22 protein-coding genes and 1 pseudogene are annotated in these 20895 nt (G+C 66.0%); 7 read left to right on the top strand and 16 right to left on the bottom strand.

The genetic code is table 11. From position 1 onward, the window contains the following. Window positions 1-92 precede the first annotated feature (92 nt). A complete protein-coding gene (locus JWS14_RS00780; protein WP_241031204.1) occupies window positions 93-290 on the top strand; it encodes a DUF6308 family protein in 198 nt (65 codons plus the stop codon). Here JWS14_RS00780 and JWS14_RS00775 read toward each other — a convergent pair. The 6 genes from JWS14_RS00775 to JWS14_RS49830 form a co-directional block, all read right to left on the bottom strand. Next, window positions 287-868 (bottom strand): ATPase, encoded by a 582-nt coding sequence (locus JWS14_RS00775; RefSeq protein ID WP_072947475.1) that lies wholly within the window; start codon window positions 866-868, stop codon window positions 287-289. The genes JWS14_RS00780 and JWS14_RS00775 overlap by 4 nt on opposite strands. Beyond that, window positions 865-1239, bottom strand: a complete 375-nt coding sequence (locus tag JWS14_RS00770; protein WP_072947474.1) for a TA system antitoxin ParD family protein — start codon at window positions 1237-1239, stop codon at window positions 865-867. Before JWS14_RS00770 ends, JWS14_RS00775 begins: the two co-directional genes overlap by 4 nt. Before the next feature lie 153 nt (window positions 1240-1392). Continuing rightward, window positions 1393-1665, bottom strand: a complete 273-nt coding sequence (locus JWS14_RS00765; protein ID WP_206012278.1) for a hypothetical protein — start codon at window positions 1663-1665, stop codon at window positions 1393-1395. A gap of 241 nt (window positions 1666-1906) precedes the next feature. Next, window positions 1907-2431, bottom strand: a complete 525-nt coding sequence (locus JWS14_RS00760) for an ester cyclase (protein WP_206012277.1) — start codon at window positions 2429-2431, stop codon at window positions 1907-1909. 1124 nt (window positions 2432-3555) lie between these two features. Continuing rightward, on the bottom strand, window positions 3556-4881 hold the full coding sequence (locus JWS14_RS00755; RefSeq protein WP_241031203.1) for a YbfB/YjiJ family MFS transporter: 1326 nt from the start codon (window positions 4879-4881) through the stop codon (window positions 3556-3558). After that, window positions 4875-5165, bottom strand: a complete 291-nt coding sequence (locus tag JWS14_RS49830) for a muconolactone Delta-isomerase family protein (RefSeq protein ID WP_241031202.1) — start codon at window positions 5163-5165, stop codon at window positions 4875-4877. The genes JWS14_RS00755 and JWS14_RS49830 overlap by 7 nt, the downstream gene beginning before the upstream one ends. Window positions 5166-5289: 124 nt before the next feature. Between JWS14_RS49830 and JWS14_RS00750 the strand changes: the two genes are divergently transcribed. The 3 genes from JWS14_RS00750 to JWS14_RS00740 all read left to right on the top strand — a co-directional run bounded on the left by JWS14_RS00750 (window position 5290) and on the right by JWS14_RS00740 (window position 7490). Next, a complete protein-coding gene (locus JWS14_RS00750) occupies window positions 5290-6201 on the top strand; it encodes a LysR family transcriptional regulator (protein ID WP_206015886.1) in 912 nt (303 codons plus the stop codon). 185 nt (window positions 6202-6386) lie between these two features. After that, window positions 6387-7100: an SDR family NAD(P)-dependent oxidoreductase gene (locus JWS14_RS00745; protein ID WP_206012275.1), complete on the top strand. Its 714-nt coding sequence runs from the start codon at window positions 6387-6389 to the stop codon at window positions 7098-7100. Between the two features lie 18 nt (window positions 7101-7118). Then, complete coding sequence (locus tag JWS14_RS00740; RefSeq protein ID WP_206012274.1) at window positions 7119-7490, top strand: YybH family protein; 372 nt, start codon at window positions 7119-7121, stop codon at window positions 7488-7490. 332 nt (window positions 7491-7822) lie between these two features. Here JWS14_RS00740 and JWS14_RS00735 read toward each other — a convergent pair whose 3' ends face one another. After that, the gene (locus JWS14_RS00735; protein WP_206012273.1) at window positions 7823-8461 is read right to left on the bottom strand and encodes a ScbR family autoregulator-binding transcription factor; all 639 of its coding nucleotides are present in this window, start codon (window positions 8459-8461) and stop codon (window positions 7823-7825) included. A gap of 268 nt (window positions 8462-8729) precedes the next feature. Here JWS14_RS00735 and JWS14_RS00730 point away from each other — a divergent pair. After that, window positions 8730-9124: pseudogene (locus JWS14_RS00730) on the top strand (DNA-binding protein); the annotation flags it as partial. A 43-nt stretch (window positions 9125-9167) separates the two neighbouring features. Here JWS14_RS00730 and JWS14_RS00725 read toward each other — a convergent pair. Together JWS14_RS00725 and JWS14_RS00720 are read right to left on the bottom strand one after the other, a co-directional pair. Then, window positions 9168-9968 carry an ABC transporter permease subunit gene (locus tag JWS14_RS00725; protein ID WP_241031201.1) on the bottom strand — a complete coding sequence of 267 codons (801 nt, stop codon included), beginning with the start codon at window positions 9966-9968 and terminating at the stop codon, window positions 9168-9170. After that, window positions 9965-10909, bottom strand: coding sequence for an ABC transporter ATP-binding protein (locus JWS14_RS00720; protein ID WP_206012272.1), 945 nt, complete (start codon window positions 10907-10909; stop codon window positions 9965-9967). The genes JWS14_RS00725 and JWS14_RS00720 overlap by 4 nt, the downstream gene beginning before the upstream one ends. Before the next feature lie 406 nt (window positions 10910-11315). Between JWS14_RS00720 and JWS14_RS00715 the strand changes: the two genes are divergently transcribed. Both JWS14_RS00715 and JWS14_RS00710 read left to right on the top strand, forming a co-directional pair. Beyond that, entirely contained in the window at window positions 11316-11486 is a 171-nt protein-coding gene (locus JWS14_RS00715; RefSeq protein ID WP_206012271.1) for a hypothetical protein, read from the top strand. Between the two features lie 65 nt (window positions 11487-11551). Further along, the gene (locus JWS14_RS00710) at window positions 11552-11722 is read left to right on the top strand and encodes a hypothetical protein (protein ID WP_167372093.1); all 171 of its coding nucleotides are present in this window, start codon (window positions 11552-11554) and stop codon (window positions 11720-11722) included. Between the two features lie 81 nt (window positions 11723-11803). Here JWS14_RS00710 and JWS14_RS49825 read toward each other — a convergent pair whose 3' ends face one another. The 7 genes from JWS14_RS49825 to JWS14_RS00675 form a co-directional block, all read right to left on the bottom strand. Continuing rightward, entirely contained in the window at window positions 11804-12286 is a 483-nt protein-coding gene (locus tag JWS14_RS49825) for a hypothetical protein (protein ID WP_241031200.1), read from the bottom strand. 801 nt (window positions 12287-13087) lie between these two features. After that, a complete protein-coding gene (locus JWS14_RS00700; protein WP_072947464.1) occupies window positions 13088-13546 on the bottom strand; it encodes a nuclear transport factor 2 family protein in 459 nt (152 codons plus the stop codon). 670 nt (window positions 13547-14216) lie between these two features. Further along, entirely contained in the window at window positions 14217-15791 is a 1575-nt protein-coding gene (locus tag JWS14_RS00695; RefSeq protein WP_206012270.1) for a class I adenylate-forming enzyme family protein, read from the bottom strand. After that, window positions 15788-16930: an NAD(P)-dependent alcohol dehydrogenase gene (locus tag JWS14_RS00690; RefSeq protein WP_206012269.1), complete on the bottom strand. Its 1143-nt coding sequence runs from the start codon at window positions 16928-16930 to the stop codon at window positions 15788-15790. Before JWS14_RS00690 ends, JWS14_RS00695 begins: the two co-directional genes overlap by 4 nt. Window positions 16931-16983: 53 nt before the next feature. Further along, window positions 16984-18444 carry an aldehyde dehydrogenase family protein gene (locus JWS14_RS00685; RefSeq protein ID WP_206012268.1) on the bottom strand — a complete coding sequence of 487 codons (1461 nt, stop codon included), beginning with the start codon at window positions 18442-18444 and terminating at the stop codon, window positions 16984-16986. Window positions 18445-18518: 74 nt separating this feature from the next. Beyond that, on the bottom strand, window positions 18519-20219 hold the full coding sequence (locus tag JWS14_RS00680) for a sigma-54-dependent Fis family transcriptional regulator (protein ID WP_072947462.1): 1701 nt from the start codon (window positions 20217-20219) through the stop codon (window positions 18519-18521). Between the two features lie 53 nt (window positions 20220-20272). Then, a complete protein-coding gene (locus tag JWS14_RS00675) occupies window positions 20273-20827 on the bottom strand; it encodes a DUF5134 domain-containing protein (RefSeq protein WP_206012267.1) in 555 nt (184 codons plus the stop codon). Between the last annotated feature and the right edge of the window lie 68 nt (window positions 20828-20895).

The following is a 20895-nucleotide window of genomic DNA, read 5'->3' as shown; positions in this document are numbered from 1 at the left end:
CGTAGGGACCACTTCGGCTCGGTTCTCGGGCGCCGGCGCCCGAGGGGTGAGAGGGTGCGGGGTATGACATTGCGGCTGCCCACGCTCTTGCGATGGACTTGGATGCTGCGGCGGTCGCGGCGCTGAACCGGTACTACGGCCGCCCGTATCTGGGCGACGCCGCCTACGTCGGGGCACACTTCGATTCCTGGTCGAGCACCGGGGACCGGGCAGGGGAGGCGGACCGGTTCACCGCGGACGATCTGGTTGCGGCGGGTGTGCCCGTCGGTGCAGGTCCCACCGGAGGCTAGCTGTCCGTGCGGAGAGCGGTCGGGGTCCAGGACGGCCAGGTCGGGTCGTCGATCGGATTGCCGTTGGTGAAGGTTGCGATCAGGCGAAACGGGTGGGCTGTGGTGGTGTTGTCGTATACGTAGGCTTGGTCGGCGGCGGCGATCGCGGCCCGCAGTAGGGGCCACAACCGCCCAAACCGGGCCCGGATTTTCTCCTCGGGTACGTGGTGGCCTCCGTTCGCCACGCGGTCGACCACGCGCGCGACAGCTAACTCCTCCGGGATCAGGACCACGTGCAAGGTTATGTGGAATCCTGCCTGCTGGGCGGCGCGGAGCAGGTCGAGTTTCGACTCGTGGGAGAACACGGTCTCGGTGACGAACGATCGGCGTTGGGCGATCCGCTGTGCTCGTTGTTCGGCCGCAAGGGCGGCCGCTTCGTACGCGTGGGTTGCCGCCTCGTTCGGCCAGCGTGCGGCGGCGATGACGTCTGCGTTGACGAAGTCCAGGTGCGTGACAGGGCCGAGTACGTGTTCGTAGAACGTGGTCTTGCCGGCACCGTTCGGTCCGGCGATGGCGTGCAGGACGGGATCGGGGCTCAAGCGTCGGCCGACCCGCCCTCTTGTGCGGGGTGCCGAACGATGTTCCCGTGTTGGTCCAGCTCGACGTAGGAACGGCCGGAGTCGGCGAACTGTTCTGCCAGGTTCAGTCCTTCTCGGCGCTCGGTGATGCGCTCGGTCCATTCGGCGCGGACGACCGCCTGTTCCCGGTCGGTGAGCTCGTCGTAGTCGCGTCGGCCGTCCAGCACGTCGGCGACGTCGCGGTAGGAAACGCTGTGAGAGGCCTCCAGCTCGCGGCCGATCCGCGCCCAGTGCGCGATCTGTTGCGCGGCGCTGCGACTCATCCGTCCACCGACCAGTTTCGCCGATGCGTAGAGCTCGTTGTCGATTCGAGTCGGAGATGTGGCTGCCATGTCGTGCACCTTCCTCTCGACACCACTGTAGCAGTTTGCAACAGCCCAGGTGGGTGTGGTGCCTGAGGTCAGTTCCGAAGCGTTTCCGAGCGGGCCTGCTGCCGGCATTTTGCTGTTATCGGCGAGTGGATCGGTCGGCACCGGCGGCGGCGGTCATTGGCGTTCTGTCAACCGTGCGGTGTGCCGCTTCGCCACGTCGAGGTCGGCATCGGCGATTCCGAGTGTGTCCTGGGCGGCGCGGAGGGCGTCGACGGCGCTCTCCAATGCTTCCGGTGCGGTGGTCGGGTCGCCGTGATCGTTCACGTCGAGCGTGTGCGCGTCGAGGTCTGCGTAGGTGCGCTCGAGGTCGAGGAGGGTTCGGCGTAGGGCGTGCAGCGCGTCCCGGACCTGGGTTACCTGCTCGTCGAGGTCGGCGGGGGTGCTCACACGATCACGTCCCGGAGCGCCGCGGCGGCGTTGGTGAGGTGCAGCTGCACGTCGGTCAGGGTGCCGGGCTGCTGGCGCACGCCGGCTGCCGGTTGGTCGACGTCGGTCATGCGATCACTCCGTCTCTGTGTGAACGACTCGGGCAGGTCGTGCCCGCGGCCCGCTCGATACCTCGGTAAGGACCGTGCTCCTGGTGACACGTTCTGTGCTGGGAGGATGACACGTCCCGGTGCGGGGTGGCTCAGGAGCGGGTGAGGCGGGATCTGAGTTTGTGCATGCCGACCAGGATTTTTTCTGCGGTGCTTCCGGGTGCGGGGAGCAGGCCCAGCTGCATGGCGATGTCGTTCATGTTGCAGATGATCCGTAGTGTGGCGATTTTGCCGTCGGGGTATTCGTGGATGTCGACGCCGTCGAATTTGATGTGTGTGCCGGTGGCGGGGATGCCGGGTGGGTCGATGGGGCTCTGGTGGGTGGCGGTGGCCTGCCACCAGTAGGCGGCGCGGGGGCCGTCACCGGCGATGTGGGGGCCGGCGATCAGCTCGAAGGTCAGGTCGGGGAATGCGCGCCAGGTGTGGTCGAGGAATTCGCGTACGTCGGTTTTGCCGCGCATGATCGTGGGCCAGGCGGAGTCGTGGTAGACGATGTCGTCGGTGAGCAGTTCGAGAAGCTGTGCGGGGTCGTGGGCGTTCCAGGCGTTGCCCCAGCGCTCGACGAACTCGTCGACCCATGGGGGGTCGAGTTTCTGCGCCGATGTCGGTTCTCCCATGCCTTCCAGGCTAGGGGGTTACGGGTCGGTTTTACGGGATGTGATGGTGCTGTGACCTGGTGTGATGACATGTCCCCCGGTTTGTGATGTGGGGGTACCGGAGACGTGTCGGGGTGCCGGCGCGGGCGGCGCCGGGCGCGTGGGGTGCCTGGTCCGTCCCGTGTAGAGCAGTCTTGAAAGCTGTTGATTTATAACGGCTTCCTGGCGGGGAGATGGAGCGACCCGTCCCGGCTCCCGGCGCGGAACGCGGGGAGACGGGGTGGGGTTGGTGAAGCTGGAGAGCGATCAGCGGTTTCGTGATCACATCTCGCTGGGCGTGTCGACCAGGGTGTTTCCGCCCGATTCGTTCGACGAGGTGCTGGTCGGGTGCGACCCGGGTCAGCCCGGTCTTGGCGGTGATCTCGGCGACGGGGGCGCCACTCTCGCACGACCGGGTGACGGAGGCGAGTGCGCCAACAGACGCTGACGGTGACCGGAATTGCCCACCAGCTGATCAGACGCCGCAACTGGCTGTGGCGTCAATATATGCCAGCGGCTTCGGTGGGGGTGGTGCGGTCCCGCGGCAAGATCGCTCGCGTGGGCCCGGTCCACCAGCTCGCCGACACTTCGGGAGAGTTGTCCGATCTGCTCTATGACGTCCGACGCGGTGGTAGGGATTCGACCAGTCAAAATCTACGGCAGAATCCTCGACACGGATGGTCGCTGCGCAGAGACCATTCCGATTGATCTCTGGACAGAAGTCAGCAGTGCTGGTCGACTCGCCGTTGGCGGGCCAGCTGACTGGTGCAAGCCGCAGGCAGCCCAAATCTGAACTCTGACTGCAAGGCCGGCCAGGTCATGACGTCTTGTCGATCAATGAGTAGTTGTAACCCGGTGGCCGTCGACGCCGACGCCTTCCGCATCTATGCCTGCACGATCCGGGGCCGAAGCCGACGCAACGGCATCACACTTCCCGACGGCGACCCGCTCGAGGACAACGACCATTTCGACGGCAAAATCGAAACCGCCGCTCGAGCCCGGCGGAGGGCGCAGCTTCGGGCTGTTCGCCGCCGACAACGACTGTTCCCAGGACATCACGCGGGAGCGCCGATCTCCTCCGGCGCATCGCGGACGAGAATGTCGTCCTACTTCAGGGTGCTGCGTGGATGAAAGACGCCGGCACTGGAACGCCGTTCGGGGTGAACTCCCTCTCCTCGAAGCTGCTGTGCGGGAGGCACAACGGGGCACCGAGCCCACTCGACACTGCGGTCAGGTTGGGTCTCCACGTGTTGGATGTTCGAGTGCGGTGGTGCGTGCATCACACCGACGTGGAGAGGAAAACGGAAGCGCAGCGCTGCGGCGGCGAGGGCCGCGGCCAAGACAATAGCGGCGCCGACCAGCAGGGCCTGGTGGTAGCCGTCGTGCAGGAACGGGGCGACGACGAGGGGGCCAAGAATCTGACCGACGCTGTATCCAGTGGTCAGCAGTGCCACCGCGCGTGGGAACTGCAGATGCGCACCGATACCCAGTGTCATCGACCCGACCCCGAGGAATGTGGCACCGAACAAGAAGGCGGAGATCAGCGCTGGGCCGACACCGGCGACGACGGCGGGCAGCGCGATGCCGACCGCCTGGATAAGCAGGGCAACCAGCAGGAGGATCGGCCGCGACCAACGACGGCCCAGCCACGCCCACACTGCGCAACTCGGCAACGCAGCCAGCCCCACGACAATCCAGGCACCGCTGCCGACCCACCCGCCCGCGGTTTGATCGATCGCGGCGACGAGGAACGTGCCCGCGATGATGTAGCCGATACCTTCCAAGAAGTAGCTGACAAACACGGCCGTGAACCAGCGACCGGTCCGCGGGCGGCCATGTGCTGCCGGTCCGGACGGCGTGGCGGTCGGTGACGGCTCCGGTGCCAGTGCCCAGGCTGCGACGGCACAGACCACCGCCAGGGCGGCGGCCGCCCACCAGGCCGAGCGCCAACTGCCGGCGGAACGCAGGATGAACACGAGGACACCGGAGAGGGCGATGCCCGCTCCGACCCCGCCAAACGCCCACCCGGCCAGGTGCTGGGCGTCCACCCGCAGGCGGGAGAGCATGGTGCTGACGGCGATCATGAAGATCAGTGCGCTCGCGATGCCGGCGACGAGTCTGAGGACGAACCAGGCCGATCCATCGTGTGTGGTGGGCATGAGCGCCAGGGTCGCGACGAGCACGACCAGCGAGATTCGCATCACCGTTGCCGAGCGCACCCCTCCCGGAATGAGGATCCCCGCCAATGCCCCGACCAGATATCCGACGTAGTTCGCCGTGGCCAGCGCGGCGCCGAGAGAGGAGGACAGACCGGCCTGGGTGTGCATTAACGGCAGGATCGGAGTGAAGACGAATCGGCCGATGCCCATGCTCGCCGCCAACGCCGCAGCTACCTGGATGACGTGCGCCCGCGGAGAAACCGCGCTCACCACTGGCCCGGATTGTTCGGATGCGGCCGCAGCGCGGTGACAGCGACACTCATCCACGGCCGCAGGGGCAGCGTGTCGAGCACGTTCGTGTGGAGGTCGGCCTCGTCGTCGGCGCGCCATACGCCGATACTGCGCAGCTCACCGACCGGGCGCCACAACCGGACCAGGCGCCCTGCAGAGGCAAGTGCCGTGGCGCGCAACGCTTCCGCAGCGCGGCGTGCATCCACTTCGGATGGAGCGGTGTCGTCGGGGATCGTCGTGGTGATCTCGACGAGAAACTCCTGCACGGTCGTTTTCCTTTCAGGGGCTGAAACCATGGACTCATCGTGCGCCCGGGTCCGGCCGCTGCGCCACGACCGCTTTGCTCCCGACTGGTAGGCGCAGCCTCTCACCGCACCTAGCATGAGCAATGTGGAGCTACGCCAGCTGAGATACTTTCTGGTCGTCGCGGAGGAACTGCACTTCGGCCGGGCGGCGACGCGGCTGCTGATCGCCGGGCCCTCGCTGTCTCAGCAGATCAGGGCACTCGAACAAGACCTCGGCGTGCAACTGTTCGCCCGCGACCGCCGTTCCGTTGCCCTCACCGCGGCCGGCGCGGAGCTGCTCCCACACGTCCGCGCGCTGCTCGAGCGTGCTGACGACCTGCGCGCCCGCGCCGAGCGCCTCTCCGGGGCGGAGCCGGTCCGGATCGGCTACGTCAACTGGCTTCCCGCGGACCTGGCCGCGCGCACCGCGGGTGTGGCGCAACTGCACGTGGACCCGTGGGTGGTGCCCTCGCACGCCCAGGCCGCACGCGTCGCCGACGGCAGCCTCGACCTGGCCGTGTGCTGGGTGCGGAATGCGGATCTCGCCCGGTACGGCCTGCAGGCCCGGCTGCTCGGCGCGGACCGGCTCTACGCGGTGTCCACCGGCGAGAAAGCCACACCGGTGAGGGCGGGGGACGCCGCGCTGCTTGTCGATGTCGACGCGACGTCCTGGTCGTCGTGGAATCTCTTCGCCGAACAACTGGCCCACGACACCGGCGCTCCGATCGTGCGGATCGACGATGGCGGCATTACCGGCCCCGCATTCTTCGACCATGTGCGCGCCGCGGGCCGCCCCGTGCTCAACTCTCCCAAGGGGCAGACCACGACATTGCCGCCCGACCTCGTCGCACGCCCGGTGATCAACCCGGCGGTGATCTGGACGTGGTCGCTGGTGTGGCGGCGGAACGAGATCCGCCCTATCGTGCTCGCCGCCGCCGACGCCCTCACCCGGGATGTCGATGATCTCGGCATCCACGCCAGCGGAGTCTGGCTGCCCGAGGACGACCCCCACCGCTAAGCCGGGGGCGCCGTAGGAGGCTGCGCCTCCCAGGAGGGAGCAAACAGGTCGTGGCGCGGACCTCCGCCGCGCGCGCATCATCGATTCGTGAACGAAACCACCCGTGTTCCGAACGGTATTTCCGGGATTTTCGGTCACCGAGTCCTTGTGCGCCAACCCCGTTGCGAAAGAGAGTAAGTCGACATATGAGCACCACCCAGAAAGTTGTCATCGTCACCGGCGCTTCCCAGGGCATCGGCGCGGCCCTGGTCACCGGTTACCGGAAGCTCGGCTACGCCGTCGTCGCGACCTCCCGCTCCATCGGCGCATCCGACGATCCCGAGGTGCTGACCGTGCCCGGCGACCTGTCCCAGCGGGGAACCGGCGCCGACATCGTCGAGCAGACGCTGGCGCGGTTCGGCCGGATCGACACACTGGTGAACAACGCGGGCATCTTCGTCGCCAAGCCGTTCACCGACTACACCGACGAGGACTACGACGTCGTGACCAGCGTGAACCTGCGCGGCTTCTTCGACATCTCCCGCGGCGCCGTCGCCGCGATGCTTGCCCACGGTAGCGGCGGCCATCTGGTGAATGTCTCCACCACGCTGGTTGACCACGCCAACTCGCGGGTGCCCTCGGCACTCGCATCGCTGACCAAGGGCGGGCTGAACGCGGTCACCAAGTCGCTGGCGGTCGAGTACGCGACCCGCGGAATCCGGGTCAACGCCGTCGCGCTCGGCGTCATCCGCACCCCGATGCACCCGGTCGACACGCATGAGGCGCTCGCCACCCTGCACCCGGTCGGCCGGCTGGGCGAGATCGACGACGTCGTGGACGCGATCCTCTACCTCGAGCACGCCGGGTTCGTCACTGGCGAGATCCTGCACGTCGACGGCGGCCAGAGCGCCGGGCACTGAGAGCGAGGCGGACATCTCATGAACAGCACGGCTGAAAACGAAGAAATCTTGCGCGGGGTGCTCGACCGGTGGAAGGCCGCCGTCGACGCGCACGAGCCCCAGCGCGTCGCCGCCGGGTTCACCGCGGACGCGATTTTCCAAGGCCTGCACCCATATACAGTCGGACGGCAGGGTGTCGCCGACTACTACGAATCCCAGCCGCCGGGCATGACCGCCGGGTACCGGATCCTCGAAACCCGTCGACTCGCCGACGACGTGGTGCTCGGTTACTTGAGCGTCGATTTCTCCTTCACGGACCGGCCGACGCTGACCGTGAACCTCAGCGTGCTGATCCGCCAATCGCTCGACGGCGATCTGATCAGCCACTACCAGGTTTCCCGGCTCAGCTGAAACAGCCTGCGTCGCCCGATCGTAATCCGGCTGAGCAGTTGCTGGGGCCGCGTCCAACCCCCGTCGTAGACCCGTATGTAGTGACTACTCGCGGATTGGGGTGGTTGCTGGCAGGGACCTCGCTTACACAACTCGAGGGTTACCGAGCGTCGTTTTCCGCGCTCGGCCTTTCCGGCAAGCACCCTGCTCCGCGACCACATCCCCGACCTGGACTGGTACCGCAGCCTCGACGCCGATATGGTCAAGGACTTCCTGATCGAACAAGCACTCCGGGGGGCTCTATCCTGCGTGCCGTTACATCGAGGCTCCTCGGCCCTTATTGACAGCACCCTTCACGGCGGGCGCACCGAAGGCAGCCTTCGGGTGACGAATTGTCGGAAGTAGTCGATCTTCGGTGTGGTCACCAGCACCGGGAGCAGCAGATCCCACGCCATCGCGGTCCGCGTCGGCAGGGTGTCGGTGGCCGTCGCCAGGAGGCGTGCCCCGGCGAAGAGTTCCACCAGGAGCTGCCCGACTGCGTCCGGATCGGTGTCCTCGCGCAGGTCGCCCTCGTCGATTGCCCGGCGGGCGAGGAGTTGGTAGGTGGTTATCCAGGTGGTGAAGGTGTCCGTCTCGGAACTTCGGTAGTCGCCCATTTCGGTGATGAGGCGGAACGTTGCGCCCATCACCGGGTCGTGGAGGGCGGCGTCGACGGTGACGAAGGAGATGCCGATCATGGTCTCGAATGCCGGTGCGGGGGAGGCGAGATACGGGGTGCACACGGCGGTGAACCGCCTCGTGCCCTCCTCGATGACGGCGCGGGCGAGTTCTTCCTTGGAGGCGTAGTGAAAGTACAGGGCCCCCTTGGTGACCCGGGCCTGGGTGAGGACCTCGCTCAGCTTCGTCTCTGCGTAGCCGCGGTGGGTGAATACCTCGGCCGCGGCATGGAGCAACGCGCGACGAGTGACTTCCGCCCGCTTCTGGGTGGCCATTGACCTGCCCTTCGAGTACCGAGATCATCGACCGGACGCGAATTATGAACGGTCCTGGATGGGGTTGACCGACGCCCTGCACAATGCTTACCCGATGTGGAGGTTCGTCGCATGATGTTCGGTATGGCCTGTGAGGCTTGATCCGTCCGGAGGAATCTCTGGCACCGAGTTCGGTCGTAGCAGAGGGCTGCCGCGCGGGCTGGTTTCTTAGCGGAATCCTTACGCCTCGGCGGCGGATTTCGGCGTTGTCAGGCCGTACGCTTCGGCGGTGTCCAAAGCCGTCCATGCGGTGCGGCGCCTGATTCTGGGTCGTGCGCTGCGCAGTGAGCATCTCGGTGACCAGTTGCTGTCCAAGCGGCTGGCGCTGCCGATCTTCGCCTCCGACCCGCTGTCGTTGGTGGCCTACGCCACTCAGGAAATCCTGCTGGTGCTGTCCTTGGGCGGACTGGCGTACCTGTCACCCCGTACCTGGGTGCGGCGGTGGTGGTGCTGCTGGCGGTGGTGGTGCTCTCCTACCGGCAGGTGGTGTTCGCCTACCCCAGCGGCGGCGGATCCTACGAGGTCGCGAACCGCAACCTGGGGCCGTCCGCCGGGTTGACGGTCGCCGCCGCCCTGCTCGTCGACTACGTGATGACCGTCGCGGTGTCGGTGGCCGCCGGGGTGGGACGTGACGCGGTTCGAAGTTCATTCCATGTGCGGCGGGTGGTCAGTGCAGATCCCGCCGTCGGAAGCTCCACCAGGCCACCGCCGCACAGACCATGGAAACGGCCATCGGAGCGAGGAACGGCTCGAGCGCGATCCCCTGCGCGAGCATGTTGCGACCCCCGTACCAGTGCCAGGGTGAGGCGAACCGCAGGAAGTGCAGGCTCTCGCTCGACACGGCGACGGCGTTGAGGAGGTTTCCCACCACGGCCACGGTTGCGGCGGTGGCGATCGCCACCGACCGGCGGCCGGTCCAGGCGCCGGCAGCAAACGCGATCGCGCCGTGCATCAGCCCGAATGCGGTCGCCGCGAACACCGCCGCGACGAGTCCGGGGATCGACACACCCACGAGCAGACCGAAGGGTGGGGAGAACGCGAGAAGGCTCGCGGTGGTGACGATCCCGAGGCCGAGCGACAGCGCGACGACGGCGACGAATCGCTCGATCAGGACACGTCCGCGGGTCACCGGGTTGGACAGGAGCAGTTCGAGGGTGCCGTCCTCCTCGCTCCCGCCGATCGCGTATGCGCCGGCCCCCACGGCGAAGATCAACAGTAGGACCGGCAGGGTGAGGCCGAACAATCGGCCCTGCAGGTACCCGGGCGGGGAGGTGATGAGGATCTGGTCGCTCGAGCCGATCAGGGTCTTGAAGGTGTCCGGAAGGTTTTTGACAAGGTTCTCGATCCCGGTCACGTTCTTGATCGTCGGGTAGAACGCGTTGTTGACCGCCACGTAGGCGGCCACGCCGCCCGACCACCACACCATCGAGCGACGCCGGTCCGCGAGGAAACGCCCCAGAACCTTCACGGCTGGTCCCGGTAGAAGTCGAGGAAGGCGTCCTCGAGGTCGGTCTCGTGGGTGACGATCCGCCGCACCGGCAGCGTCGCCGCCGCCTTGAGGACGGCGTCGACGTCGCCCTCGACGACGAGCCGGATCACCGCCCCGGACGCCGTGGCGCGCACGACGCCCGGAAGCTTCTCGAACGGCTCGGCACTCGCTTCGCCGGCAAGGTGCAGGTCGATGTGCTGGCGGGCGTGGCGGGCGAGTTCGTCGACGGCGGCGACCGTGACGAGCCGGCCCGTCCTCAAGATCGCGACGCGGTCGGCGAGCGCTTCCACCTCGGGCAGGACGTGGGAGGACAGGAACACCGTCGCGCCGGCGCGTGTGACGTCGCCGATCAGTTGGTGGAACTCGTGTTGCAGCAACGGGTCGAGACCCGCGGTGGGTTCGTCCAGGATCAGCAGCTCCGGACGGTGCAGGAACGCCTGTACGATTGCGGTCTTGCGGCGGTTGCCGGTGGAGAGCTGCCCGATCGGCCGCGCCGGATCGAGGTCGAAGCGTGCGAGGAGCTCGTCGACGTAGGTCGTGTCGATGTCGCCGCGGAGGTGGCCGTAGAACGCGATCAGGTCTGAAGTGGTGTATCGGGGATCGAACCGGAGCTCGCCGGGGATGTAGCCGACCCGGCGGCGGATCGCCGGGTCGGCGCCGCTGCCGCCGAGCACGGTGTAGGTTCCGGCGGACGGACGAATGAAGTCGAACAGCATGCGGATCGTGGTGCTTTTCCCGGACCCGTTGGGGCCGAGATACCCGAACACCTCACCCCGATGGACATCGAGGTCGAGCGCGTCGACGGCGACGAGATCACCGAAGCGTTTCGACAGTCCGCGCATTTCGATGACGCTGTCGGCTGCGCCCCGCTGCGGAGGGTGCGGACGCGCGGCTTCGTGGCCTTGATGGTCGGGCGCCATCTGGCCATGGTATTTCCCCGATTCCGGGTTCGGGCAGTGCGGCATCGAGGCCGTGTATCCGGCGAGTTCGTGGTCCCGATCCGTGAAGTGCTCCCCGCCGGTGTTGACGAACGGGACCAAAGAATTTGGAATGGGCACACCGGTGCCGCGGCGACGGCGAGGATGCAGCATCGAGGGTGTGCGCCGACCACGCTGGCCTGTTGGAGGTCGGGGACCAGGGAACGCCGGGGCGCTGGCCGGCGCCGCAGCTGTGCAGGAAAGCCCGGCAGCCGTCCATGGGGAGGTCACTTCACCGGCACATCCTGCACTCGATCCGATGAGAACCGCCGAGTGCTTATCACCCATGCGGGACGTGTGGGCGCGCATGGGTGAGCACGGTGATGCGGGTGCAGCAGACTTGTCCGTCATGACGGATCCGCTGCATGCCCACCTCACCGAACGTCTCCGCCGGGCTGTCGCCCGCGCCGCCAGGGAGGGCGATCCCCTGTTCGGCACCGTGGAGGTCACCATCGAGGAGTTGGCCGAGCTGCTCGAACGCCAAGTCCCTCCCCGTGACGAGGATGCTGCGCCGCGCTGAGGGTGCCACTCGTGTGTGGCGAGCGGCACGCTCTGATGACCGCCCGCCCAGCACAGGCTGAGGCCGTGGGCGACCGAACCGCAGCAGACCTCGAGCGTGAACTCGCCATGCTCGCCTACGTACGCGACTGTCTCCGCGCGTCGGAGGGCGAAGACTTCCGCATCCCGACGACCACGGTCGATGAGGTTCTCGACGAGCTGAACAGTGTCGAAAGATCACGGTGGGCTTCGACGTGATTGACGGCGGTGCGGCACCCCGAGGTGTGGTGGTCTTGATGGAGCCACCTGTGGGCCGGGGACGATGGTGGGTGGTGTGGGTCAGTCCGGATGGTGACCGCACATGCGATTGCCGTGTTGGCAGTTCACAGATGCGCCGGCATGGGAACAGGGTGATCGCGGAGACGGTGAATCCCGCGGTGCCGAGTAGGGCCCGCGACGATGCCGCTCGTCGTCGGCCACCACGGACCGCGGCGTGGCGAATTTCTTTCCCGGTGCCATTGATCGACGCTCGCGGACCGGCACCGAGGCGTGCCGGTTCGGGTCAGAGGATTGCGGTGTCGGGCCGACGTCCCGGTGATCGGCCCCGGCGTCCGGTCGGTTGATGTGTTCGGCGCATCGCAGGGTGACGGACCAGAACTGGTCGAGGTCGGGGAGGTCGGCGATGGGGAAGCCTTTCGCAGTGGATTGGTGGTCCTGGCCGACGAGATGGGCGAGTTCGGCGAACCGACGGTGGTATTTGATTTTGTCGTACTGGTACCAGTTGCCGTAGGCCATCAGCTGCCCGGCCTTGTTGATCCACAACTGGATCGGCGCGTACCGCGGCCCGTAGGGGTGGAAGAAGATGCCACACCCGGGTTGGTTGCCGCACCAGAGGTCGTCGTGGGTTCCGCGCCGGTCGTCGACCTGGTCGAGGAGCGTAGAGTTTCTCGGCGCTCGCGCGGTCGGTGTCGGAGCCGATGGTGTCGAGAAAGCTGTCCTTCGTCCCCCGGGTGGTGGTGTCGGCTGAGGTGCGAGCTTTGGCTGCGGCGATCTCGCCACCGTAGGTGGAGGTGATGAGGATCCCGAGGTCACCGTGCCGGGCGTAGGCCAATTGGAGGGCGGTGACCTGTATGGCGTCGCGGGTGATCTGGTTGAGGTACTCGACGAGTCGCCGGAGGTCGGCGTCGATCTGGTCGACGGCGTGGCAGAGGTGGCAAGCATTTTCGGGCAGCCACCGAGCCGGGCCGGGACGAGGTGGAGGCGGTGGCCGGTCTCGGGTTCGTTGCGGTGTATTCGACGACCCGGCCGGTTTCTCACGCCGACCAGACCCGATTGTGGCTGAGCGGGAACGATTTTTCACCGGGGTGGGTGTTGCTTTGCCGGAATCACGGTGATCACCGTACCGCCGTCGAAGTCAAGGCCACTGTCAAGCCGTCGGAGCGTGGTTGTCGGCGTTCGTCGATGACCGAATCGCGGAACCATAGCGAAGCTGTGTCACCGGTACGACAGTTCACGACGGCGGAGTGGCACTCACGCCTGTCGCCGCAGCACTGTCGTCCGTGTCATTTGCGTCGGTAGGCACAGTTTCGGTGTTCGTGCCGTGGCTGAAAAGGCGGCGAAAACCTATCGAACCAACGGAGCACTGCTTCCCCGAAAGTTATAGTCCTCGAACGGAATCCCATTCGGAAAGCTGGTGCTGTAAAACTCTTCAGTCCGCGTGATGAGTCCTTGTTCGTTCACGGAAAGAACAATGAATCCCCTGTAGGAGAAGGTAGTACCGGTCGCCGCCATCGTGGGGAGGTCTTTCTCGAAAGTGCCGGACCCGACGAATGAGAACATCGACCGTGACCCTACGACATCGATCTTAGCGATTTTCATCTCGAAGTTCGGAATTGAGTTGCTCCAGATGTCGATGTGTAGAGCGATCGATTCTCGGCCCGTCCTGCGAAGTTGGAAAGCATGGTCAATGTACTCGCCAGTGTCGCTGTACTGTGCCGCGAAGGCTATGCCGTCCCGATCCTTGAACAGGTCGACCCAACGGCGAGAGATTTGTTCGATCGATTTGCTTGAAATGTCGGTCATGTCGTTCTCCTTCGAATCGCGAGGCCAGCCCGTTCGTGGCTCGACGTCTGCATGTATGGCGGGTTGATACATCGCTCATTTTGCACGCGATTGTCGAAGCCACAATGCTCCAACCGCGAACACTTGACGATGCATGGTGAGGCGACCACCGTGATGACATCGCCCTCGACGTTCGTCCAGGCTGGATGCTCACCGCCGGTCAGCGCGAGCAGCGACTCGGTGACATCAGGTTGGAACGCTGCCAGATAGATGAGGTGGAATGCCTCCGTAGGAATGCACGACGATGACGGTCGGGCCGTTGAGGCTCTCCAACGCAGTTCGAACGGCCTCCGCGTCATCGTGCATGCCGAGACGTGGTGGACCCTTCTCGGCCACGCTGAGAAGGTCGAGGAAGGACACTGTTCACCCTCGGTCGGTGGGTTTCTCTTCGAGGACTTCCAGCACAAGGCGCAGTGGACGAGCAAGTCAGGTCGTTTTGGCGATGCCATGAACATGTTCTCCGTTTCGAGAGGTCCTCGACGCCGCCTCGGATGCGGGACGGGTGCTTTCACTTGTGCGTGGACAGTATTGACGCGCGGATCAGCTGTGATCGGAGTACCTGCAAGTATCGAGTTCGGTTTGGCATCGGGTGCGATGGTTGGTGATCCAGTTCGTTGTGCAAACCCGGAATCTACCGGGTGAAGGTGGGATCGAGTTCGGTGAGTTTGCGGCGCATCAGCTTTCCTGAGGACGTTGTCGGGAGGGCGTCGACGAAGACGACTTCGCGGGGGCGTTTGTAGGCGGCGAGGTGCACCCTGCAGTATTCGGAGATGATGGTGGCGTCGAGATCGCTGTCGGGCGCGGCCACGATGTAGGCGACCGCGACCTCGCCTTTCACCTCGTCCGGGCGTTTGCCGATCGCGACCATCGTCACCTGGGGGTGTGAGCTGATGACGCGTTCGATCTCGGCCGGGTACACGTTGTATCCGGCCGTGAGGATCATGTCCTTGAGTCGGTCGACGACGAAGAAATGGCCGGTGTCGTCCACGTACGCGACATCACCGGTGCGGAGCCACCCGTCCGGACTGAGCACCTCCGCGGTTGCATCTGGGCGACCGTAATACCCGAGCATTACCAGCGGCCCGCGCACCATGAGTTCACCTGGCGTGCCGACGGGCACTTCACTCAAGCTGCCGTCGATGGGACCGATCTTGATCTCGATACCTGGCAAGGAAACTCCGATCGACCCCGGTACGGGAGGAGTGTAAACGGAGTGGGTGGTGCCGAGCCCGGAAATCTCGGTCATGCCCCACAGTTCCAGCACCGGCCCGGCGACACGGGCCTGCCACCGTTCGGCCAGGCTCGGGCTGAAGGTCTGGCCGCCGATGGTGCTCTTGCGCAGACTTGACAACTCGGCGGTCTCGAACGAGGGGTCGGCCATGATCATCGAGTACATCGCGGGGACACCTTCGAACATCGTGGCGCTCTCGGTACCGATCAGGCGTAGAGCGTGAGCTGCGTTGAACCGGTCCATCAACACGACCGTCCCACCGGCCAAAAAGGTGCTGTTGATAGCGACATTCCCGTAGACGTGCGCGGCCGGAAGGGCGGTGACCACGATGTCGTCGTCGAGCCGACCGTGCATGGTCGCCGTCAGGGCGCAGTTGAGCAGCACAGCCTGGTGCGTCTGCATGGCTCCCTTCGGGTTACCGGTGGTGCCCGAGGTGTATCCGATGCAGCACAGATCTTTCGGTGTCACCTTCGGTGTGGGTGTGGTTGAGGTGTCGCTGGCCGAATCCAGGAACTCTGCCCAGGGGACCGCGTTCTCGTGTGCCCCACTGGGACCGTCGAAGACGCAGAACAGTTCGACCGACGTCACAGCCTGGAGCGCGCCTTCTACGGTGTCCGCCTGTGCGGACCCGGCGAACACCGCCTTCGCACCACAATCGCTGAGGACGTAGGACAGTTCGGGACCGGTGAGCATCACATTCACCGGGTTCACCACCGCGCCGGCTTTGAGGGCGCCGTGGTAGCTGACGATCCACTCGGCACTGTTCTGACCGTACAGCGAGACCACGTCCCCGGGCCCGATGTTGCGGGCGCGCAGGGATGCGGCGACCCCGTCGGACAGGTGGTCGAGTTCTCGGTAGGTCAGCCGGCGGTCGCCGACCACCAACCCGATCTTGTCGGGATGGCGGGTAGCGGCGAACGGGAGAATTTGACCGGGGCCAACCGAGGGAAGGGCCGCGGCGTGGAGATCACTCACTGCTCTGCGCTTTCGGTTTCGGTTTCGCGGGAGTAGGTGTCGAACGTCAAGACCGCCTTGGTGACCTCGCCGCGGTGGGCCGCCTCGAGGGCGTCGTTGATCCGCTCGAAGGGGAAGGTGGTGATCAGTTCGTCGAAAGGGAACCGCCCGGCCTGATACAGGTCGATCATGCGGGTGACGAACTCGGCGGGGATGGCGTCGCCCTCGATGACTCCTACCAGGGTGCGGCCGAACAGCAGATGTCCTTGATCGATCGTGATCTCGTTGGACATGCCCTGAAAACCCACGGTGGCGCAGACACCGGGGGACTGCAGGCATTCGAGAGCGCTCCGCAGCACCGCCGGCAGCGCAATACAGTCGACCGAATACTGGGCGCCGGGGCCGCCGGTGATGTCACGGACCCGGGCGGCGACATCCTCGGTGGCCGAGTTGATTGTATGGGTGGCACCGAGCTTGGTCGCCTGCTCGAGCCGGGACTGCTGGATGTCGACGGCGATGATGGTGCTGCAGTCGGCGGCCACCGCGCCGAGCAACGCGGCCAGTCCCACCGAGCCCACCCCGAAGATGACGATCGAGGAACCGGGTTCGGGCTGCAGGGTGTTCAAGACTGCCCCGGCGCCGGTCTGGATGCCGCACCCGAGGGGGCCGAGCAGCTCCAGGGGCAGATTGCGCGGCACTTTCACGCAGTTCTGCTCGTTGGCGACGGCGTGGGCCGCCCAGGACGACTGGCCGAAGAAGTGGCCACGAATCGGTTCGTTGCCGTGGGCCAACGCCGTACTGCCGTCGAGGCGGGCCCCGACGAGGTTGAGCTCGACGAAGTGTCGACAATGCTGGGGCACGTTGTGCTCAACGCAGTTGTCGCACTCGCCGCAGAAGTTGTAGGAGAGCACCACGTGATCGCCCGGGGCGACGGTGGTGACTTCGGATCCGATTGCATCGACGATGCCGGAGCCCTCGTGACCCAGCACGATCGGCGACTGATCGGGTTCGTGGCCGGCGATGACGCCGAGATCGGTATGGCAGATTCCGGATCCGACGACCCGCACGAGCACCTCATGCGGGCGCAGATCGTCGATACGAAGCTCTTCCAGCGTGAGCGGGCCGTCGGAGGAGCGCAGAACAGCAGCGGTGGTGTCCATCAAACTAAGTTCCTTCTTGGTGGGGCGGGTCATCGGAGCAAGGGCCGATGCGGTCAGGAGACGACGTTCCGCGCCTTGTTCAGGGTGATGGTCTGGTTGTTGGTGTACTCGGCGAGTCCGTGCAGGGAGTTCTCGGCACCGATTCCGGATTGCTTGTGCCCGCCGAACACCTGATGGGGGGAGTACTGGTGCACTTCGTTGAGCCAGACCGTGCCGGCCTCGAGGCGGCGTCCGATCCGCTCGATCGCTTCGAGGTCCTGACCCCAGACCGTCGCACCGAGGCCCCAGATGGTGTCGTTGGCCCGGGCGATCACGTCGGCCTCGTCGGTCCACCGCAGCAGCGGCAGGATGGGGCCGAAGGGCTCCTCGGTGACGAGGCGGGAGTCCTCCGGCGGGTTGTCGACCAGGGTGACGGGCACGAACCAACCGTCGGCGTTCGGGTCGATCCGGCCGCCGAGCGCGAAGGTGTATCCGTTCGCGGCGCAGTCGTCGAAGTATTCGCCGACCTTCTCGTACTGCTGCAGGTTCTGGATCGGGCCGAGCTGGGTGTCGCCGTCGGCTCCGTTGCCGACCTTGACCGTTCGCGCATACTTCACCAACTCGTCGCGGACTGCGTCGTACACGCTGTCGTGAATGTAGATGCGTTTGGCGGCATTGCAGAACTGGGCGTTGTTCTGGAAGGCCGCCCAGAAGATCTGCGGCGCCACCTTGACGGGGTCGACGTCGCCGAGCACGATCGCCGGATCGTTACCGCCCAGTTCGAGGGTGATCCGCTTCAACGTGCCCGCAGCCGAGCTCATCACATGGCGCCCGGTTTCGGTGCTGCCGGTGAAGGCAATCTTCGCGATATCGGGGTGCGCGGTCATCCACTTGCCGAGGTCGTCGTCACCGCTGACCGCACTGAGCACACCGGATGGCAGCAGATCCTGAACGAGTTCGACGAGCTTGAGATCGCACAGCGGGGTGAACGGTGAGGGCTTGACGATGATCGTGTTGCCCGCGACCAAGGCCGGCGCGGTCTTCCACACCGCCAACAGGATCGGGAAGTTCCACGGCACGATCGCTCCGACCACGCCGAGCGGTGTGTGCCGGCTGATGACCCGGCGCTCGGAGTCGTCGACGAGGATCTCCTCGTCCAGCGATTGCGTGGCGATCTCCCGGAACCAGGCAACGGACCCGTACACCTCCCACTCCGCCATCGGCCGCGGCTTACCCTGCTCGGCGGTCAGTAGCGCGAGGAAGTCCTCGGCGTGCGCCTCGAGCCGGTCACCGATCGCCGCCACGATCGCCTGACGCTCCTCGAGTGCTGTCGCGGACCAGGTCACGAACGCGGTCTTCGCGGCCACTACGGCGGCGTCGAGATCGCCGCGCGAGGCGACCGGCACGCGGGCGATGATCTCCTTGGTTGCCGGGTTGTAGACCGGCGCGGTGTCGGCGGTAGTGACGGGGTCACCGCCGATCGTCATCGGGAATTCTGCGTCGAGGTTGACTCGGGACTGGGCGTGAACGGTCACCAGATTCGTCCTTTGCGAGTAAGGCCGACTCCCCACTGGAGTGGCCCCACTCACATTTGTCGATCAGGGACGGTTCAACTGTTCCGATTACGAACACCCGGCCGCGGTACCGACTCCGCGATACCGTACCGGCGCAGACGGGCATACAGCGTCGTCCGTCCGATGCCGAGTTCCGCTGCCGCAGCTGCCCTGTTCCCGTTGGACGCCCGCAGGGCGGCGACGATCGCGTCCCTCTCGGCGGTCTCCATCAAGGTCAGTGACCGGGCAGTGCTGGTGTTCATGCGCACCGTGTCCGGGAGATCGTGTTCGACGATCATTCCGCGTTCTCGGCCGCGGGCGGCGTACTCGAGGACCGCTCGCAGTTCGCGGATGTTGCCCGGCCACGGCTGTGTGGCGAGAAGGTGGAGGGCCGAGGGGGCGAGCTCGACGGTGGATTCGGGAAGTAGCTCTGCCAGAACGGACTTGGCGACTGCTGCGAGCTTGTGCGGGTAGGTGCGCAGCGGTTGCAGCTCGTGCCGGGTCAGGGCCAAGGACGCGAGGGCGCGGTGCGGGTTGTCGAGGTCGGGTACGGGCGCGCTGGTGAGGACGACCTGGTTGCGGCTGACTCGCACGGGGCCGGCGAGCTGACCGGCCAACCACGCACTGAGGGCGTCGATGTTGTCGATCACGATCGAGCTGTCTTCCTCGAGCAGAGCCGATCGCACGGGGAGGAACCACTGTGCTTCCTCCCCGATCGCGTCGGCGGCGTCGAATATCGCGCACTCCGGGCCGCCCATCGTCCGCGCGGTGGTGGTTCGGCCGGTTCCCGGCTCTCCGGTGATCAAGATGGTCCGGGCCAGGCCGGTCGGGTGTGGCTCGTTGTCCGGTGCGCCGGTCACGGGTGCGCTGCGCGGCCGGGGCCGGCGCGTCCTGGGAATCCCGCCTTCGGTGATCTCGAAGAGCGCGCCCCCGTGGCTCCCGGTGACCGCTCTGGCCCGGACGGACACTTCCGCGCCCGAGGAGAGGGTGAGCGAGCATTCGACCGGCGCGGTCCCGGGAAGATCCGCTGCGATGGCACGCAGGGCGACATGGTCGGAACCTTTGACGAGATCGACGGCTGCGGAGTTCGTCAGCACCAGGTTCTCACCGAGGGCGACCACCGCGAACCTTCGCTGGTTCGCGTGGGCCTGGAATTCGGCGAGGAGCTGCTTTTCCGCCACCCGTGATCCTTCGAGCAGACGTTCTTCGATGTCGCGTGCGGCCCGCATCAGGAACGGCCCGAGCAGCGTGGTCGCGTCGGCCACGGGGCCGGAGACGTCGATGACGCCCTCGAGCCGGTGGGTGACCGGATGGATGATCGGGGCTCCGTAGCAACAGAAACACCGCAGCGCCTCGAGGAAGTGTTCCTCACCGGTCACCGCGATCGGCCGCCGGAGCTCGAAGGCGGTGGCCAACGAGTTCGTCCCGCTCACCTCTTCCAGGTACTGGAAGCCGGGAACGGCGAGGACGCGGTCGAGGGCACGGCCGATCGTGCTGCTGGTCACGCGCCGGTCGACGATGCGGGAGGTCCGGTCCGCGAGGAGTATCGAAAATCGGGTGTCCGCCAATTCGTCGACCATTTTGTCCAGGACGGGACCGGCGGCGATCGTGAGGGTGCTGCGCACCTCGATGTCACTGATCGCGCTTTCGCGGACCTCCATGCCGGGGTCGAGTCCGCTCAGCGTGGCACGGTGCCACGCCAGCTCGATTTCCGGTCGCCGGCGGGACGACGCGTTCGGGGACTGCTCAGGTGTCATCTCTTGCTCCATCGCCCTCGCGAATGATTCCGCATGTCAGGCGCTTGCGTTCCTCATCTCCCGTCAGCTGCCATCGGCACCATTCCGGTAATCATCAGTATGCCCGAGGCCACGGTGATCTTTGTCTGCCTGCCGATCGGGCCCCGCTGCGAGAGGAGGGGGTACAGCGCGATGGTGGCCCAGCCGGCCAGAACGAGCAGGCCGAGCCAGGTAGTGAAGATCATCGGCGGCCCACCGAGCATCTGGTGTGCGTGGAGGGGCACCTGATACCCGTCCGATCGGGGTGCCCCGTCGGAATAGGTCAGGGCGGGTGAAACGAACAATAGGATCAGAGCCATTGCAGCGAGGTCCGCTGCGCAAGGCAATGCGGCCGCACGGTCCGCCGCGTCGGCGGTAACCCACATCGCCAGAGCGATCAGAAGGCATCCCGTCCCCACGCTCACCCACCCCGTCATGCCACCGGGGATGAACATCGCCGCCATCACCACCACCATCGCCAGGTGCGCAACCCATGCCCTGCGTCTGCGGCCGCGTTCGCGGAACAGGGGAAGCGCAGCACCGACGATGCCGATAATCCCCAGTGCGTGGATCAGAGGGAGATCATGCATCAGAACCTTCGAACTTCACTGAGGTTGACGGCCGTCGAGGAGCACTGTTCCCGATTACTCGCGAACGG

It is taken from the genome of Rhodococcus koreensis, assembly GCF_017068375.1.
Taxonomy (GTDB): Bacteria; Actinomycetota; Actinomycetes; order Mycobacteriales; family Mycobacteriaceae; genus Rhodococcus_F; species Rhodococcus_F koreensis.
Note: the sequence above shows the minus strand (reverse complement) of the source record. Positions and strands in the feature narration are given on the sequence as shown.

Bases quoted from the DNA above. Each gene is read 5' to 3' on its own strand.
- JWS14_RS00690 (WP_206012269.1), bottom strand. From the start codon at position 16,930: ATGGACACCACCGCTGCTGTTCTGCGCTCCTCCGACGGCCCGCTCACG.
- JWS14_RS00760 (WP_206012277.1), bottom strand. From the start codon at position 2,431: ATGGGAGAACCGACATCGGCGCAGAAACTCGACCCCCCATGGGTCGAC.
- JWS14_RS00770 (WP_072947474.1), bottom strand. From the start codon at position 1,239: ATGGCAGCCACATCTCCGACTCGAATCGACAACGAGCTCTACGCATCG.
- JWS14_RS00740 (WP_206012274.1), top strand. From the start codon at position 7,119: ATGAACAGCACGGCTGAAAACGAAGAAATCTTGCGCGGGGTGCTCGAC.
- JWS14_RS00720 (WP_206012272.1), bottom strand. From the start codon at position 10,909: ATGGCGCCCGACCATCAAGGCCACGAAGCCGCGCGTCCGCACCCTCCG.
- JWS14_RS00735 (WP_206012273.1), bottom strand. From the start codon at position 8,461: ATGGCCACCCAGAAGCGGGCGGAAGTCACTCGTCGCGCGTTGCTCCAT.
- JWS14_RS00700 (WP_072947464.1), bottom strand. From the start codon at position 13,546: ATGACCGACATTTCAAGCAAATCGATCGAACAAATCTCTCGCCGTTGG.
- JWS14_RS00680 (WP_072947462.1), bottom strand. From the start codon at position 20,219: ATGACACCTGAGCAGTCCCCGAACGCGTCGTCCCGCCGGCGACCGGAA.
- JWS14_RS00745 (WP_206012275.1), top strand. From the start codon at position 6,387: ATGAGCACCACCCAGAAAGTTGTCATCGTCACCGGCGCTTCCCAGGGC.
- JWS14_RS00675 (WP_206012267.1), bottom strand. From the start codon at position 20,827: ATGCATGATCTCCCTCTGATCCACGCACTGGGGATTATCGGCATCGTC.
- JWS14_RS00715 (WP_206012271.1), top strand. From the start codon at position 11,316: ATGACGGATCCGCTGCATGCCCACCTCACCGAACGTCTCCGCCGGGCT.
- JWS14_RS00780 (WP_241031204.1), top strand. From the start codon at position 93: ATGGACTTGGATGCTGCGGCGGTCGCGGCGCTGAACCGGTACTACGGC.